The organism is Inquilinus sp. Marseille-Q2685, from assembly GCF_916619195.1.
Taxonomy (GTDB): domain Bacteria; phylum Pseudomonadota; class Alphaproteobacteria; order DSM-16000; family Inquilinaceae; genus Inquilinus.
In genome coordinates, this window is the sequence record NZ_CAKAKL010000001.1 from 769,015 (window position 1) to 784,600 (window position 15,586).

15 protein-coding genes are annotated in these 15,586 nt (G+C 70.8%); 7 read left to right on the top strand and 8 right to left on the bottom strand.

The features are described 5' to 3' along the window. Window positions 1-97: 97 nt before the first annotated feature. Both LG391_RS03660 and LG391_RS03665 read left to right on the top strand, forming a co-directional pair. On the top strand, window positions 98-1,339 hold the full coding sequence (locus LG391_RS03660) for a sorbosone dehydrogenase family protein (protein ID WP_225766525.1): 1,242 nt from the start codon (window positions 98-100) through the stop codon (window positions 1,337-1,339). Window positions 1,340-1,367: 28 nt separating this feature from the next. Continuing rightward, window positions 1,368-2,387: a LacI family DNA-binding transcriptional regulator gene (locus tag LG391_RS03665; RefSeq protein WP_225766526.1), complete on the top strand. Its 1,020-nt coding sequence runs from the start codon at window positions 1,368-1,370 to the stop codon at window positions 2,385-2,387. On the opposite strand, the gene LG391_RS03670 is transcribed toward LG391_RS03665, so the two are convergent. Beyond that, window positions 2,384-3,010 (bottom strand): TetR/AcrR family transcriptional regulator, encoded by a 627-nt coding sequence (locus tag LG391_RS03670; protein WP_225766528.1) that lies wholly within the window; start codon window positions 3,008-3,010, stop codon window positions 2,384-2,386. The genes LG391_RS03665 and LG391_RS03670 overlap by 4 nt on opposite strands. A gap of 79 nt (window positions 3,011-3,089) precedes the next feature. Here LG391_RS03670 and LG391_RS03675 point away from each other — a divergent pair, with 79 nt between their 5' ends. Then, window positions 3,090-3,794 carry an NIPSNAP family protein gene (locus LG391_RS03675; protein WP_225766530.1) on the top strand — a complete coding sequence of 235 codons (705 nt, stop codon included), beginning with the start codon at window positions 3,090-3,092 and terminating at the stop codon, window positions 3,792-3,794. 3 nt (window positions 3,795-3,797) lie between these two features. On the opposite strand, the gene LG391_RS03680 is transcribed toward LG391_RS03675, so the two are convergent. Beyond that, window positions 3,798-4,925: a Gfo/Idh/MocA family protein gene (locus tag LG391_RS03680; RefSeq protein WP_225766532.1), complete on the bottom strand. Its 1,128-nt coding sequence runs from the start codon at window positions 4,923-4,925 to the stop codon at window positions 3,798-3,800. A 115-nt stretch (window positions 4,926-5,040) separates the two neighbouring features. Here LG391_RS03680 and LG391_RS03685 point away from each other — a divergent pair, with 115 nt between their 5' ends. Next, window positions 5,041-5,895: a phytanoyl-CoA dioxygenase family protein gene (locus tag LG391_RS03685; protein WP_225766534.1), complete on the top strand. Its 855-nt coding sequence runs from the start codon at window positions 5,041-5,043 to the stop codon at window positions 5,893-5,895. 4 nt (window positions 5,896-5,899) lie between these two features. On the opposite strand, the gene LG391_RS03690 is transcribed toward LG391_RS03685, so the two are convergent. After that, window positions 5,900-8,029: a ComEC/Rec2 family competence protein gene (locus LG391_RS03690; RefSeq protein ID WP_225766536.1), complete on the bottom strand. Its 2,130-nt coding sequence runs from the start codon at window positions 8,027-8,029 to the stop codon at window positions 5,900-5,902. Window positions 8,030-8,131: 102 nt separating this feature from the next. Here LG391_RS03690 and gltX point away from each other — a divergent pair, with 102 nt between their 5' ends. The 3 genes from gltX to LG391_RS03705 all read left to right on the top strand — a co-directional run bounded on the left by gltX (window position 8,132) and on the right by LG391_RS03705 (window position 11,242). Further along, window positions 8,132-9,541: a glutamate--tRNA ligase gene (gene gltX, locus LG391_RS03695; RefSeq protein ID WP_225766538.1), complete on the top strand. Its 1,410-nt coding sequence runs from the start codon at window positions 8,132-8,134 to the stop codon at window positions 9,539-9,541. A gap of 185 nt (window positions 9,542-9,726) precedes the next feature. Next, window positions 9,727-11,043 (top strand): citrate synthase, encoded by a 1,317-nt coding sequence (locus LG391_RS03700; RefSeq protein ID WP_225766540.1) that lies wholly within the window; start codon window positions 9,727-9,729, stop codon window positions 11,041-11,043. Then, a complete protein-coding gene (locus tag LG391_RS03705) occupies window positions 11,036-11,242 on the top strand; it encodes a hypothetical protein (RefSeq protein WP_225766542.1) in 207 nt (68 codons plus the stop codon). The genes LG391_RS03700 and LG391_RS03705 overlap by 8 nt, the downstream gene beginning before the upstream one ends. A 139-nt stretch (window positions 11,243-11,381) precedes the next feature. Here the strand turns inward: LG391_RS03705 and lpxB are convergent, their stop codons facing one another. The 5 genes from lpxB to lpxD are packed head-to-tail and all read right to left on the bottom strand — an operon-like array spanning window position 11,382 to window position 15,581. Next, window positions 11,382-12,461, bottom strand: a complete 1,080-nt coding sequence (lpxB, locus tag LG391_RS03710; protein ID WP_225766544.1) for a lipid-A-disaccharide synthase — start codon at window positions 12,459-12,461, stop codon at window positions 11,382-11,384. Beyond that, window positions 12,461-13,288, bottom strand: a complete 828-nt coding sequence (locus LG391_RS03715; RefSeq protein ID WP_225766546.1) for an LpxI family protein — start codon at window positions 13,286-13,288, stop codon at window positions 12,461-12,463. The genes lpxB and LG391_RS03715 overlap by 1 nt, the downstream gene beginning before the upstream one ends. Beyond that, window positions 13,278-14,087: an acyl-ACP--UDP-N-acetylglucosamine O-acyltransferase gene (gene lpxA / locus LG391_RS03720; RefSeq protein ID WP_225766548.1), complete on the bottom strand. Its 810-nt coding sequence runs from the start codon at window positions 14,085-14,087 to the stop codon at window positions 13,278-13,280. The genes LG391_RS03715 and lpxA overlap by 11 nt, the downstream gene beginning before the upstream one ends. Further along, on the bottom strand, window positions 14,084-14,557 hold the full coding sequence (gene fabZ, locus LG391_RS03725; protein WP_225766549.1) for a 3-hydroxyacyl-ACP dehydratase FabZ: 474 nt from the start codon (window positions 14,555-14,557) through the stop codon (window positions 14,084-14,086). The genes lpxA and fabZ overlap by 4 nt, the downstream gene beginning before the upstream one ends. Window position 14,558: 1 nt before the next feature. Beyond that, window positions 14,559-15,581 (bottom strand): UDP-3-O-(3-hydroxymyristoyl)glucosamine N-acyltransferase, encoded by a 1,023-nt coding sequence (lpxD, locus tag LG391_RS03730; protein ID WP_225766552.1) that lies wholly within the window; start codon window positions 15,579-15,581, stop codon window positions 14,559-14,561. Between the last annotated feature and the right edge of the window lie 5 nt (window positions 15,582-15,586).

Sequence of the window (15,586 nt, forward strand, 5' to 3'; positions counted from 1 at the left end):
GGCCTCAGCAGGCTGCCTGCAGGCGCAGTCCGGGCTTGCCGGTTGGCGCTTTGTCCGGTCCTCTTGCAGCGTCCCGCAACGCACCGGACGTCCGTGCATGCTTCTGTGTCGATCGCTGCTTCGCCTGCTGGCCCTCGCCTTGCTTTGTCTCGGCATCTGCGCCGGCGTTCCGGCGCAGGCCGCCGGCGGCTACCGCACCTCCGGCGACTGCGACGGCTTTCCGAAGGTCTCGCTTCGCACTCCGGACGGGCTCTGCGTCGGCCTCGTCGCCGCCGGGCTCCGCTTCGCGCGCGGCGTGGCCGTGATCGGTGACGATATCTACGTCGCCGACATGGGCAGCTGGGAGAAAGGGCGCGGCCGGCTGCTGCGCCTTCCCGAGGGCGGTCGCGGGGCGCCGCAGGTGCTGCTGACCAAGCTGGACCGGCCGAACGGCCTGGTGCCGACGCCGGACGGCAAGCTGCTGCTGGGCCTGGCCGGACGGATCGTGTCGGTCGATCCGAAGGCGGATCCGCCGGCCGCCGCGCTGCGCGACGTGGTGACCGGCCTGCCGAACGATGGCCGCCATCCCCTCGCCGCCCTGGCCCTGGCGCCGGACGGCGCCCTCTTCGTCAATGTCGGCTCCGCGACCGATCACTGCGAACGCGCCGACGATTCGGCCCCGGATCCCGCCAAGCCCTGCCCGGAGACCGAAGGCACGCCGCCACGCGGCAGCGTCCTGCGCGTGGCGGCCGACGCCCTTCCTGTGGATGCCCGCACGCTCGCCCCCTTCGCCCGCGGGCTGCGCAACAGCATGGCGCTCGCGGCGCTGCCGAACGGCACGCCGCTGGCGCTGGTGAATGCGCGGGACGCCATCGACCAGGCCGATCCCAGCCTGTCCGACGAGGCGTTGCCGCACGATGTCTACACCGTGCTTCGCGAAAACGCCGATTACGGCTGGCCCTATTGCTACGACGACCGCAAGTCCAGCCCCGAATACCCGCATTTCGACTGCGGCCGGGTCGAAGTGCCGATCCTGCTGCTGCCGCCGCATGCCGCGCCCCTCGGCATGCTCGTCTATCGCGGATCGGCGCTGCCGGGACTCGAAGGCCGGGTGCTGATGACCTATCACGGCTATCGCGACACCGGGCACCGGGTCATGGCGCTGGCGATCGACGATCGGGGCCTTCCACAGGGCCAGCCGCAGCCGCTCGTTTCCGGCTGGGACGCCGCCAAAGGCATAAGGCCGCAGGGCGCACCGGTCGGGCTGGCCGAGATGGCGGATGGCAGCGTCCTGATCAGCGAGGACCACAACGGGACGCTGCTGCGCCTCGCCCGCGTCCGGCCGGCCGCGTCGCCTTGATCGGGCGTAACCTTCCGGGCGGCGGGCCGTGAGCGGCCGGACCAGGCATCGAGCCGGCGGCGCCGACCGGGTCACGGCGCAGCAGGTCGCCGCGGCGGCCGGCGTGTCGATCTCGGCCGTCTCCCGCACCTTCACCAAGGACGCCAGCGTCTCGCCCCGGATGCGGGCCCGCGTCCTGGCGGCGGCCGAGGCGCTGGGCTATCGCCCCAACCAGCTGGCGCGCAGCCTGATGACCGGCCGGACGGAGTTGGTCGGGCTGGTGTCGAGCCATTTCGCCAATCCCGCCTTCATGGACGTGTTCGACCTGTTCACGCGGGAGCTGCAGCGCCGCGGGCTGCGGCCGCTGATCGCCAATCTGTCGGAGGATGGCGGTGCCGGCTCCGCCTTCGACATGATGCTGCAGTACAGCGTCGACGCGGTGCTGATCGCCACCTCCGCGCCCCCCGAGGGCTTCGCCGAATCCTGCGCCCGCGCCGGGCTGCCGGTGGTGCATGTGTTCGGCCGGGCCGGGCCGGAGACCGTGCCGGCGGTGACGGTCGACAATGTCGCGGGCGGACGCCTGGTCGCCGAAGCGATGCTGGCGCGCGGCCTGCGGCAGTTGGCCTTCCTGGGCGGGGCCGCGACCGATTCGTCATCGATCGACCGCGCCGCGGGCTTCACCCAGAGGCTGACGGCGGCAGGCCTGCAGCCCCTGGCCGTGGAGTATGCCGGCGACTATTCGCATGAGCATGGCCGCCGCGGCATGCATGCGCTGCTCGACCGTCACCGGCCGCAGGCGGTGTTCTGCGGCGACGATATCCTGGCGCTCGGCGCCGTCGACGCCTGCCGCGAGCGCGGTCTCGCCGTGCCGAAGGAGATCGGCATCGTCGGCTTCGACGACATGCCCCTGGCCGCCTGGCCCGGCTATCGCCTGACCACGGTCCGCCAGCCCATGGCCGAGATGGTGCGCCACGCCATCGGCCAGATCGCCGCCCGGCTAGCCGACCCGGATCACCCGATCCAAGGCCGGCTGTTCGAGATCAAGCTGGTCGAGCGCGACAGCCTCTAGGCGCCGGTCCGCAGCCCTTCCAGGCACCGGATCAACTGCCGGGCGCAGGCCTCCAGCGGGGCGGCGTCCTGCTGCGCCTTGGCCTGGGCCATCGCTCCCGAATAGGCGGCGACGATGAAGGCCGCGAGGTCGTCGGCATCCGCCGCGGCCAGCCGGCCGGCCGCCTGGTCGGCGCGCAGCCGCGCCGCGATCGCCGCCCGCCAGGCCGCGAACACCGCATCCATCGCCGCGCGGAACTCCGGATCGGCCAGCGACAGCTCCAGCGCCAGATTGTTCAGCGGGCAGCCGGAGACGGCGCCGCGCCGTCGCAGCCCGGCGGCGATCCGGTCGAACACCTCGACGATGCCGTCGACCGCATCCGGCGCCCTGCGGACGGGCTCGATCCAGGTCTCCTCCACCTCGGCCGCCACCCGGTCGCGGATCACGGCGAGGCCAAGCGCCTTCTTGGTCGGGAAATGGTGGTACAGCGCACCGCCTGTCACCCCGGCCTCGCGCATCAGCTCATGCATGCCGGTGGCTTGAAAGCCGCGCGACTGGAACGCCTCCGCCGCCACATCCAGCAGGCGCCGGCGCGTGCCCTCGGGGTCGTAGCTGCGCTTCCGCCTGCTGTCGGTCTCGGCCATGCCCAACCATAGCAGATTGACTTAACCGGACAATCAGTCTGTTTTAAAACCGGACAACCGGTCTGTTTTGGAGGCAATCATGGACACCGGGAACCGGACCTTCAGCCCGATCGTGGAGCTGCGGCGCTACACGCTGCATCCGGGACAGCGCGAGACGCTCATCACGCTGTTCGACCGGGAGTTCATCGAGACGCAGGAGGCGGTCGGGATCGACGTTATCGGCCAGTTCCGCGACCTGGAGGCGCCCGACCAGTTTGTCTGGTTGCGCGGCTTTCCCGACCTGGAGGCGCGGACGGATTCGCTGCGCGCCTTCTACGGCGGGCCGGTGTGGCAGGCGCATCGCGGCGCCGCCAACGCCACCATGATCGATTCGGACGACGTGCTGCTGCTGCGGCCGGCGCATCCGGGGTCGGGATTCCGGCTCAGCCGCGACCGCCCTGCCCCGGGCGGCGAAGCGGGCGGGATCATCGTGGCCACCACTTGGCATCTGCGGCCGGAAGCCGAGGGCGGGTTTCCGGAGGTGTTCAAGACCGTCCTGGCGCCGATGCTGAGGGATGCCGGCGTGCCGGTCCTGGCGAGCTTCGTGAGCGAGCACGGCGAGAACGGCTTCCCGGCGCTGCCGGTGCGCGAAGATGCTCACGTCTTCGTCTGGTTTTCCCGTTTCCCGGACCGGAGGGCCTTCGAGCGCCACGCCGCCGTCCCCGAAGCGCTGCAACCGCGTCTGGCCCGGCCGCCGGAAGTCGCGCTGCTGTCGCCGACCGCCCGGTCGCGGCTGCGCGGCTGAAGCTCACACATCGGCGATCCGCACCCACGCCCGCTCGCGGGCCGAGCGCAGGGCCGCGGCGGTGACGCGGTCGACCTCCCAGCCACCGCGGAAGGTCGGCCAGACTGGCCGGCCGGTCGCCACCGCCTCGAGGAAATCGCGCGCCTCGATCGCGATCTGCTCGTTGTAGCCGGTGCCGTGACCGACGCCCTGGTTGAAGGCCAGGTAGTCGGGATGCGCCGGCCCGGTCAGCAGGCGCTGAAAGCCCTGGCGCGCGGCCGGCCGCGCGGCGTCGTACAGCCACAGCTCGTTCTGGTTCTCCTGGTCGAAGGCCAGGGCGCCCTTGGTGCCGGTGATGCGGTAGGTGTAGCCCATCTTCCGCCCGGCGGCGACGCGGCTGAAGCTGAGCGAGCCGGTGGCGCCGTTGGCGAAGCGCAGCAGCATCTGGCCCTGGTCGTCGTTCTCCACCCGCTCCTCGCCCTCGGGCCCAGGCCGCGTGACTTGGACGATATTGAGGTCGGCGACCAGCGACTCGATCGGCCCGACCAGCCGCAGGCAGGCATTGACGATGTGCGGGGCGACGTCACCCAGCGCCCCGGCCTCGGTGCCGGTGGCGATCCGGGTACGCCACGAGGCCGGCGCCCGCGGGTCGTGCAGATAGTCCTCGACATGCTCGGCGGTGACCTGGATCACCTCGCCGATCTCGCCGGCATCGATGATCTGCTTCGCCAGCTGGCTCGCCGGGGTGCGGATGTAGTTGAAGCCGACCATGGTGGCGAGGCCCGCGGCTTCGGCTGCGTCGACCATGGCCCTGGATTCGGCCGGGTCGCAGCCCAGCGGCTTCTCGCAGAACACCGGCTTGCCCAGGCGCAGCGCCTCGGTCGCCATGGCCAGATGGGTGCGCGGCGGGGTGGCGATGATCACCGCGTCGACCGCCGGGTCGGCGACCAGCGCCCGCCAGTCCGCGGTCGACCGGTTCCAGCCCCAGGCCCGGGCATGGGCGGCCGCCCCCTCCTCCGTGGTGCTGCAGATCATCTCGCAGACCGGGATCAGCGGCGGCTGGAACGCCGTGCGCACCAGCTGCAGGCCGATACTGTGCGCCTTGCCCATGTAGCCGGCGCCGACCAGCCCGATCCGAAGCGTCCCCGTCATCTGCATCCTCCCTGGTCCGCGTGATCCTACCCCACGGGAACTCTACGAGCCCCGATCCGATTTGCAAGCGCTTGCAAATCGGATTACGCTGCGGCGTCCGACAGGGAGGAACGGCATGAAGACCTACACACCGGACACGATCGACCCGGGCGCGATCGTGGCGGAGCTGCTGGACGGCCCGGGCGCGGTGCTGCTGCGCGGCCTGTTCACGCCAGCCGAGATCGCCGACGCGCGCGCCGTGGTGATGCGCGAATCCGAGGGCAGCGCCCCGAAGGTCACGCATTTCCAGGGCGCGGCCGAGCAGGAGGGCCGCATCGACCTGCAGCGCCGGGTGTGGAACCTGCTGGCCAAGGGCGAGGTGTTCTCGCGCATGGCGGCGCATCCGGCGCTGATGGCGGTGATGCGCGCCTTCCTGGGCAGCGAGTTCATCATGGGATCGATCGCGGCCAACCGCATCCTGCCGGGCGGCCCGGGCCAGGAACCGCATATCGACTACCCCTACTGGGACATGCACAAGCCGGAGTCGCATCCGGTGCGGATCAACGGCTCCTTCCCGCTGAACGCCCAGGCGACGATCCTGCTGGACCCCTTCACCGAGGAGACCGGCGCCACCGCCTATGTGCCGGGGACGCAGAAGGCGCTGCGCTACCCGGCCGAGGGCGACCGCTTCCACGAGCGCTGCAGCCGCATGCTGGGCGAGCCGGGCGACACCGTGGTGTTCTTCGGCGCGGTCTGGCACTGCGCCATGCCGAACCGGTCGCGGCAGGACCGGTCGGCGATCCTGATCCAGTACCTGCCGAAATTCGTGAAGCCGATGGAGGACATGCCGGCCGCCCTGCCCCGCGCCTTCGTCGAGCAGGCCAGCCCCGACCTGCGCCAGCTGCTGGGGCTGAACTACCCCTATCCGGAGGTGCTGGACGCGGCCAAGGCCGGCAATGCCGAAGGCCGGACGATGGCAACGGTGCGCTGACCGGTCACTCGCGCGCCGCCGCCCGGAACGGGGCCGGCGCCCAGGGACGGTCGCCCACCGCCTCGGTCACCGTGGCGATCTCCGGCTCGGGGCCGGAGAGGTCGACCGCGAGGCCGCCGGCGCGGCGCAGGGCGAAGCGGTCCCAGGCGCCGAAGCGCGGGCGGCACCAGCGTGGCGCCACCAGATCGGTGACCACGAGGTCGGTGCCGGCGCAGTCGTCGTCGAAGGCCTCGCCGCTGCGGACGAAAGCCACCGTCCGGCCGCCGAAGCGGTAGAGGCAGCCGCGCGGGTCGCAGGCCAGCCGGTCGCCGGCGGCCGTCCCTTGCTGCGGCCAGGGCGCATCCTCCGCCGCGGCCTCCGCCCGCAGCCAGATCTCGCGGATGAAGCGCTCGCTGCGGCGGGTGGAGAAGGAAAGCCCGCCCTCCGGCGCCCGCGCCGCCGCCAGCCGGCCGGTGCCGTCGACCAGGATCTGCGGCGACGGCGCGGTCAGCGCAGCCACCAGCACCAGCGGGAGGGCCAGCAGCCCCAGCAGGCGCATCCGTCCCCCGGCCAGGCACAGCCACAGCCCGCCGACGGCGCCGGCGACCAGCCCCCAGGCCGGAATCGCCGGCACCGAGAAGGCGGCCAGCGGCCAGGCGGCAACGGTGTTCGCCACCCACAGCATCGCCTCGATGCCCCAGCCCAGCAGCGGCAGCACCCAGCCGTCGAGGCCGAACAGCATGGCCGGATAGGCCAGCAGCACGCAGGGCATGATCCACAGCGAGGTCAGCGGGATCGCCATCAGATTGGCGGCCACGGCCAGCGGGGCGAAGCGCTGGAAATGAAAGATGGCGAAAGGCGTGGTCGCGACCGTGGCGACCAGCGTCGTCAGCACGATGCTGCCGAGATAGAACAGCACCCGGCGCGCCGGCCCGGCGTCGGCCCGCCACCCGGCGAGATAGGGCCGCAGCGCCTCATAGGCCGCGATCAGCGCGATCACCGCGGCGAAGGACATCTGGAAGCTCGGCCCCGGCAGCGCCTCCGGCACCACCAGAAGCACCACCGTGGCGGCCAGGGCGACCAGCCGCATCGAGATCGCCACGCGGTCGGCCATCACCGCCAACAGGACCACGCCGGTCATGACGCAGGACCGCACCGTCGGCACCGACGCGCCGACCAGGATCGTGTAGCCGACGATGCCGAGCAGCGCGATGCCGGCCGCCCATTTCTTGATCGGCCAGCGCAGCGCCACCGGCTCGATCAGCGCCAGGGCCAGCCGGATCCCGCCGAGCAGCAGGATCGCCACCAGGCTGATATGGATGCCGGAGATCGACAGCAGATGGGCCAGGCCGGAATCGCGCATCGCCTCATTGGCCTGGTCGCTGATGCCGGCGCGCTCGCCGGTCAGGAAGGCGACGGCGATGGCGCCGGCGTCGCCTTCCACCTGTGCCCGCACCCGGGTGGCGATCCCGTCCTGCAGCCGGGCCAGGCGGGACGGCGTCGGGTCGGCCTCGTTCAGCCGCTCCACCCGGCCCATGGCGAAGCCGGTGCCGCCGATGCCCTGGAAGAACAGCTGCCGTCGGAAATCGAAGCCGCCGGGATAGGCCGGCCCGTCCACCGGCGCCAGCGTCGCCCGCACCCGGATCCGGTCGCCGGCCGCGGGCACCGCCTCGGCCCCGAGCAGCCGCAGCCGCACCGCCGCCGGCGTCGCTTCCGGCGCCAGCCCCTCGAGGGTCAGGTCGGCGAGCACGATGCGCACGCCATGCGGCAGCAGGTCGACCGTCTTCACCGTGCCGGTCACCAGGCCCCGGAGCTCGCGGTCGAGCAGCGGCGCCGCCACCGCCCGGGTGCGCAGCTCCGCCGCCAGGAAACCGACGGCGACCGCCAGCAGCAGCGCGGCGAAGCACAGCGCCCGCGGACGCCGAAGCAGCAGCAGCACCAGCAGGGCGGACAGGACCAGCGCGCCCAGCCCCGCGGCCAGCGGCGGCTCCGACGGCAGGGCGAAGTAGACGCCGATGCCGGCGCCCAGGCCGCAGGGCACCAGCAGCACCAGCCGGCGCCGCACGCCGCCGGCCAGTGCATCCGCCAGCCCCGCCCAATCCGGCCGGGTGATCCCCCATCCGCCGGGGCCAAGCCGCCGCAGCGACGCCCGCACGGATCTCGGACCTCCGACCGATGCCCCCGCATTAGCCATCGCCCGAAGGCCTATGCTATGGACCTCTCGCACTGATCCTAGCAGCCCTGTGGAATTTGACCCATGACGGTCGTGACCCGCTTCGCCCCATCCCCGACCGGCTACCTGCATATCGGCGGGGCCCGGACGGCCCTGTACAACTGGCTCTATGCCCGCCATCACGGCGGCGTGTTCCGCCTGCGCATCGAGGACACCGACCGCGCCCGCTCCAGCGAGGATGCGGTGCGCAAGATCATCGACGGGCTGGCCTGGTTCGGGCTGGACTGGGACGAGGAGATCGTGTCGCAGTTCGAGCGGCGGGAGCGGCATGCCGAGGTCGCGCGCAAGCTGCTGGCCGAGGGCAAGGCCTATCACTGCTGGCTGCAGCCGGCCGAGCTGGAGGCGCTGCGCGAGAAGGCCAAGGCCGAGGGCAAGCCCTGGGCGTACTACACCAGCTATTGGCGCGACCGCGATCCGGCCGAGGCGCCGAAGGGCGTCGAGCCGGTGATCCGGCTGCGGGCGCCGCGAGACGGCGAGACCACGGTCCAGGACAAGGTCCAGGGCACGGTCACGGTGCAGAACGACCAGCTCGACGACATGGTGCTGCTGCGGGCCGACGGCACGCCGGTCTACATGCTGTCGGTGGTGGTCGACGACATCGATATGGGCATCACCCAGATCATCCGCGGCGACGACCACCTGACCAACACCTTCCGCCAGGTGCAGCTGTACAACGCCATCGGCGCCACCCCGCCGGACTTCGCCCATATCCCGCTGATCCACGGGCCGGACGGGGCCAAGCTGTCGAAGCGGCACGGCGCGCTCGGCATCGAGGCCTATCGCGACATGGGCTACCTGCCGGCGGCGTTGCGCAACTATCTGCTGCGGCTCGGCTGGGGCCATGGCGACGAGGAGGTGATCCCGACCGAGAAGGCGATCGAGTGGTTCGACCTCGACGGCGTCGGCCGCTCGCCTTCGCGCCTGGACTTCGCCAAGCTTGAGAACCTGAACGGCATCTACATGCGCGAGACGCCGGACGCCGAGCTCCTGGAGCGGATCACAGCGAATCTGGAGACGGCGCTGGGCCGCTCGCTCGACGACGCCGACCGGGCCATCCTGCTGCTGGCCATGACCGGGCTGAAGCAGCGGGCCAAGACGCTGGTCGAGCTGGCCGACAGCGCACTGTTCTATCTCCGCTCCGGCCCGCTGCCGATCAACGAGGCGGCGCAGAAGATCCTGACCGACGACGCCCGCGCCCTGCTGGGCCGGCTGCTGGCGGCGCTGTCCAGCCTGAACGACTGGACCGAGGCGGCGCTGGAGGCCGAGGTCAACCGCTTCGCCGAGGCCGAGGGGCTGAAGCTGGGCAAGGTGGCCCAGCCGCTGCGTGCGGCATTGACCGGATCGAACGTGTCACCAGGTATCTTCGAGGTGGCCGCGATCCTCGGCCGGGACGAGACGCTGCGGCGGATCCGGGATGTTGCAAGCGCCTCTTAAAGGGCATCTGCAACAACTTGATCCGGTTCGATAATTCAGAGAACGCCTAAAAAACAGGCGATCGGAATCCGTCGTCGGGAGGACCCAAGTCGCGTTGATCTTGCTCCGCCGGCCGACTATCCTCGCGACCGACGGAGCGGACGATCTGCGTTTCCAGTACGAAGCCCCCGCTCAAGGACATCGTCATGCCCGATACGAAGACCCCCGTGGCGCAGAAGACCGTCACGCTGACCGACAACTCGACCGGTAAGTCGGTGGAGTTGCCCGTGATCGACGGGACCATGGGCCCGAGCGTCATCGACATCCGCAAGCTGTATGCGGAAACCGGGATGTTCACCTACGACCCCGGCTTCACCTCGACCGGCTCCTGCGACAGCCAGATCACCTTCATCGACGGCGACGAGGGCGTCCTGCTGCACCGCGGCTACGCCATCGACGACCTGGCGGAGAAGAGCAACTTCCTCGAGGTCTGCTACCTGCTGCTGCATGGCGAGCTGCCGAACCCGGCCCAGGCCGCCGAGTTCGAGCACACCATCACCCGCCACACGATGGTGCATGAGCAGATCCACCATTTCTATCGCGGCTTCCGCCGCGACGCCCACCCGATGGCGGTGCTGTGCGGCGTCACCGGCGCGCTGTCGGCCTTCTACCACGACTCGACCGACATCCATGACCCGCGCCAGCGCGAGGTCGCGTCGCACCGGCTGATCGCCAAGCTGCCGACGCTGGCCGCCATGGCCTACAAGTACTCGGTCGGCCAGCCTTTCATGTACCCGCGGAACGACCTCAGCTTCGCCGAGAACTTCCTGTACATGACCTTCGCCGTGCCGGCGGAGCAGTACAAGGTGAACCCGGTGCTGTCCCGCGCCATGGACCGCATCCTGATCCTGCACGCCGACCACGAGCAGAACGCCTCGACCTCGACCGTGCGCCTCGCCGGCTCCAGCGGCGCCAACCCCTTCGCCTGCATCGCCGCCGGCATCGCCTCGCTGTGGGGCCCGGCGCATGGCGGCGCCAACGAGGCGGTGCTGAAGATGCTGGGCGAGATCGGCACCAAGGACCGCGTCGGCGAATACGTCAAGCGGGCCAAGGACAAGGACGATCCGTTCCGCCTGATGGGCTTCGGCCACCGCGTCTACAAGAACTACGATCCGCGCGCCAAGGTGATGCGCGCCACCTGCTACGAGGTGCTGGAGGAGCTCGGCATCAAGGACCCGCTGCTCGACCTCGCCATGGCGCTGGAGAAGATCGCGCTCGAGGACGAGTACTTCGTCGAGCGGAAGCTGTACCCGAATGTCGACTTCTATTCGGGCATCATCCTGAAGGCGATGGGCTTCCCGACCAGCATGTTCACCGTGCTGTTCGCCGTGGCCCGCACCGTCGGCTGGATCGCGCAGTGGACCGAGATGATCGGCGACCCGCACCAGAAGATCGGCCGGCCGCGCCAGCTCTTCACCGGCCACACGCCGCGCGACTTCGTGCCGCTGAGCGAGCGTGGCTAGGCGAGGCACCCAGATCGACCGCACCGGCCCGCGCGCCACGGGGCGCCCGGGCCGGCCGGTCGGCATTTCGACCATACCGCGGCCGGTGCCCCGGGCCGCGAACACGAACCGGGCGCCGCTGCGCGCCAAGCTGCGCACAGCCGCCGCCATCCTCGCGGTCCTGGGCGGGGCGGCGCTGCTGACCTGGCTGTTTTCCTGATTTCGCATTGATGTAGGTTGGATTCGCGACGCGAACTCAACCTACGCTTTGATTTTTTCGCGCCGCCGCCCCTGCCGGATCACGTCCAGCACCACCTGCGCCGCCCGGTCGCCCGGCACGGCGCCGTCCGGCAGCAGCATCATCCGCGCCACCTCGTCATAGGCCTCGCGTTGGGCGGCAGGGCCGCGGGATCGGTCAGCAGACTGTCGATCGCGGCCGTGAGCTTTTCCGCCGTGCAGTTCTCCTGCAGCAACTCCGGCACTGCCGGGCGGTCCAGCATGATGTTGACCAGATTGGCATATCTGGTCGTGAGCATCCGCCGCACGACGAAGGCCGAGAGCGGGTTGACGCGATAGGCGATCACGCTCGGCACCCGGGCTAGGCCCAGCTCCAGCGCCACCGTGCCGGAGGCGGCGAGCGCCGCGTCGCTGGCGGCGAAGGCGTCGTATTTCTCGGCATCGCCCTCGATCACGATCGGCTCACCGGGCCAGGACCGCACCGCCTCGCGCACCGGCGCCGCCACCGTCTCGACCGTCGGCACGGCCAGGCGCAGCCCGGGGTGGCGCGACGCCAGCGCCCGCACCGTCTCACTGAACACCGGCAGCAGCCGCTGGATCTCGCCGCGCCGGCTGCCGGGCAGCACGGTCAGCAGCTTCACGTCCGGAGCGATGCCGTGCGCCTGCCGGAACCGGGCGCCATCCCCCTGCCCCGCCGCGGTCTCGATGATCGGATGGCCGACATAGGTGGTGGGCAGGCCGTGGCGCTCGAACCAGGGCGGCTCGAAGGGCAGCTGCACCATCAGATGGTCGACGAGCTCCGCCAGCTTGCGCGCCCGGCCCGGCCGCCAGGCCCAGACCTTGGGGGCGACGAAATGCACGATCGGGAAGCTGCGCCCGGCCAGCCGCGCCGCGACCCGGGCGTTGAAGGCCAGCCCGTCGATCGACACCATCGCGTCCGGCTTCGCCGCCAGCGCCGCCTCGGCGGTGCGGCGGATCCGGTCGAACAGCCGCGGCAGCTGCGGCACCAGCTCGACCGCGCCCATCACCGCGATGTCGGCCAGCGGGAACAGGCTCTCCAGCCCCTCCGCCGCCATCCGGGCGCCGCCGACGCCGCTGAAGCGCACGCCGTCGCCGCAACGCCGCTTCAGCGCCGCCATCAGGCTGGCGCCCATCAGGTCGCCCGACGGCTCGGTCGCCACCAGGAAGACGTGGGGCGCCATCACTCGCCCTCCGCCAGGCACAGCACGAACAGGCCGTGCCGGTCGGCCGCCTGCCGCACCGTCTCGGCGTCGATGATCATGGCGCCGCCGGCCTCGACCACGATGCCGCGCAGCCCGGCGGCGGCGGCGAGCTCGACTGTGGTGACGCCGATCGTCGGCGGGTCCAATCGCACGTCCTGCTGCGGCTTCTTGGCCTTGACCAGCACGCCGCCCGGGCCGGGCCGGGCCAGCGGGCCGCATCGTCGCAGCATCGCATCGGTGCCCTCCGCCGCCTCGACCGCCAGGACGTAGCCGTGCTGCACCACCGCGCCCTGGCCGATGTCCAGTCGCCCGATCTCGCGGGCGATCTCGCGCGCCTTGGCGATGTCGGCCCGGGCCAACTCGTCCGGCGCGGTCCTGGTCAGCAGTCCGGGCCGGGCCAGGAAGTCGTCGATCACCTCATGCAATGCGACGAGGTGGAACCCCTCCTCCTGCAGCACCCGGCGCAGCGCCGTCAGCAGCGCGTCGTCGCCGAGCGAGGAGAAGCCGATGCGGGTCAGGATCCGCACCGCCTTGAAGTCGGGCATCAGCTCGAACAGGCTCGGCCGGCGGATGTTGCCGACCGGGCAGAGCGTGTGGGCGCCCTGGCGCTTCAGCTCGTCGATCCAGCGGCCTGCGGCGCCCAGCCGGGTCCAGAAATGCGGCACCGCGTCGCCTTCGACCAGGGCCGGGTCGGTCATGCCGCGATAGGCAACGACGACGAAGTCCCGCCCGGCCTGGCGGCATGCCTCGACCAGCCGACCGGGCAGCGGGCCCGCCGCGGCCAGGATGCCGAGCTTATCCGGCATGCCGTCGGCGGGCCGGCTGCATCACGTTGCGGCCGGAATCGGCGTCGATGAAGGCGAGGATGCGCTGCACCACCTCGTTGTCGCCGAACTTCTGCCGAGTGGCCTCGATGCGCTCGGCGAACTGGGCCTCTCCCTCGAACAGGGTGCGGTAGGCGGCCAGCAGCGACTGGATCTGCGGCTTGGTGAATCCGCGGCGCTTCAGCCCGACCAGGTTCAGCCCGTTCAGCGTCGCGGTCTCGCCGATCGCCAGGCCGAAGGGGATGATGTCGTTGCGCACCGGCGTCATGCCGCCGACGAAGCTGTGGGCGCCCAGCCGGAGATGCTGATGGATGGCGCTGTTGCCGCCGATGATGACGTGGTCCTCGATCGTCACATGGCCGGCCAGGACGGCGTTGTTGGCCATGATGATGTTGCTGCCGAGGATGCAGTCATGGGCCACATGCGTGTTCACCATGAACATGCAGTTGTCGCCGACCACGGTCTTCATCTTGTCGCCGCGCGTGCCCGGATTCATGGTCACGTGCTCGCGGATCACGTTGTTGGCGCCGATGATCAGCTGCGACTTCTCGCCGGAGAACTTCAGGTCCTGCGGCGGCAGGCCGAGCGAGACGAAGGGAAAGACACGGGTCTTCGGGCCGATGCTGGTGCGCCCCGCGACCACGACATGCGAGATCAGTTCGACCTCGTCGCCGAGCTCGACCTCCGGGCCGACGGTGCAGAACGGACCGATCCTGACGCCGGCCCCGAGCTTCGCCGCGGGGTCGACCAGGGCCATCGGATGAATGGTGGCAGAACTCATAGATCGTCCATGATCATGGCGGCGAACTCGGCCTCCGCCACCAACGTGCCGTCGACCTTCACCTCGCCGGAGAACTTCCAGACGTTGCGGCGCTGCTGCAGCTTGCGGACATGGACCCGAAGGCTGTCGCCCGGCGTCACCGGCCGGCGGAATCGGGCGCTGTCGACGGTCATGAAGTAGACCAGCTTGCCCTTGGCGTCCTCGCCCAGCGTGGCGACGACCAGCACGGCGGCGGTCTGCGCCATGGACTCGACGATCATCACGCCCGGCATGACCGGGTAGCGCGGGAAGTGCCCCTGGAAGAAGCCCTCGTTGATGGTGACGTTCTTGATCCCGGTGCAGCTTTCGTCCGGCACCACATCGATCACGCGATCCACCAGGATCATCGGATAGCGATGCGGGATCATCTCCATGATCTTGAGGATGTCCAGCTGCGACACGTTCTTCTTGTCGCTGGCGGCTCCGTCCATCTCAGTCGCCCTTCCCTTCGGCTAGACGCGCTAGCATGACCTGCTGCCGGAAAAACTGCCGCTTCGGGATCGCGGGGGCGCCCACCACCTCCGCGCCGGGCTCGACATCGCGCATCACCCCCGCATTCGCGGCGATCTTCGCCCCTGCACCTATGGTGAGATGGCCCGCGACACCAGCCTTGGCAGCCAGAACGGCGAAATCGCCCAACTTGGTGCTCCCCGCCACGCCTGCCTGCGCGACGATGACGGCGCCTCGTCCGACCTGCACGTTGTGCCCGATCTGCACCAGATTATCAATCATCGCTCCCCGGCCGATCACCGTGTCCGGGCCGGCCCCGCGGTCGATCGTGGAGTTCGCCCCGACCTCGACATCGTCCTCGATGATGACGCGGCCCAGCTGCGGCAGGCGGACATGCCCCTCGGCGTCCATGGCGAAGCCGAAGCCGTCCTGGCCGATGCGGGCGCCGGGATAGATCGTGACCCGCGCTCCGACGAGGCAATGGCTGAGCGATGCCCCCGCCCCGATCACGCTGCGCTCGCCCAGCACCACGCCGGCGCCGACCACGGCGTTCGGCCCGATCCGGCAGAAGGATCCGATCTCGGCCCCGGCCTCGATCACGGCCCCCGGCCCGATCTCCACCCCCTCGCCGATCCGGGCCGCCGGGTCGACCGTCGCGGAGGCCGCGATGCCGGGGCGCGCCAGCGGTAACGGGAAGAAGGCCTGGGCGATCAGCGCATAGCCCTTGTAGGGCTTCGGCGTCAGCAACAGCGCCATGCCGGCCGGCGCCCGGTCGGCCAGGGCCGGCGCGACGACGCAGGCGCCGGCCCTGCTGGCGGCGAAGGCGTCGACATATTTGCGGTTGTCGAGGAAGCTGATGTCGTCCGGGCCTGCGGCGTCGAGGGGCGCGACGCTGGCGATCGGCCGGTCCGGGTCAGCCCCCTGCGCCAGGGTCGCGCCGGCGATCTCGGCGAGGCGGCCGAGCGGGAACGGACCGGCGCTGCGAAAGAATCGCGGATCGGGCATGGGCG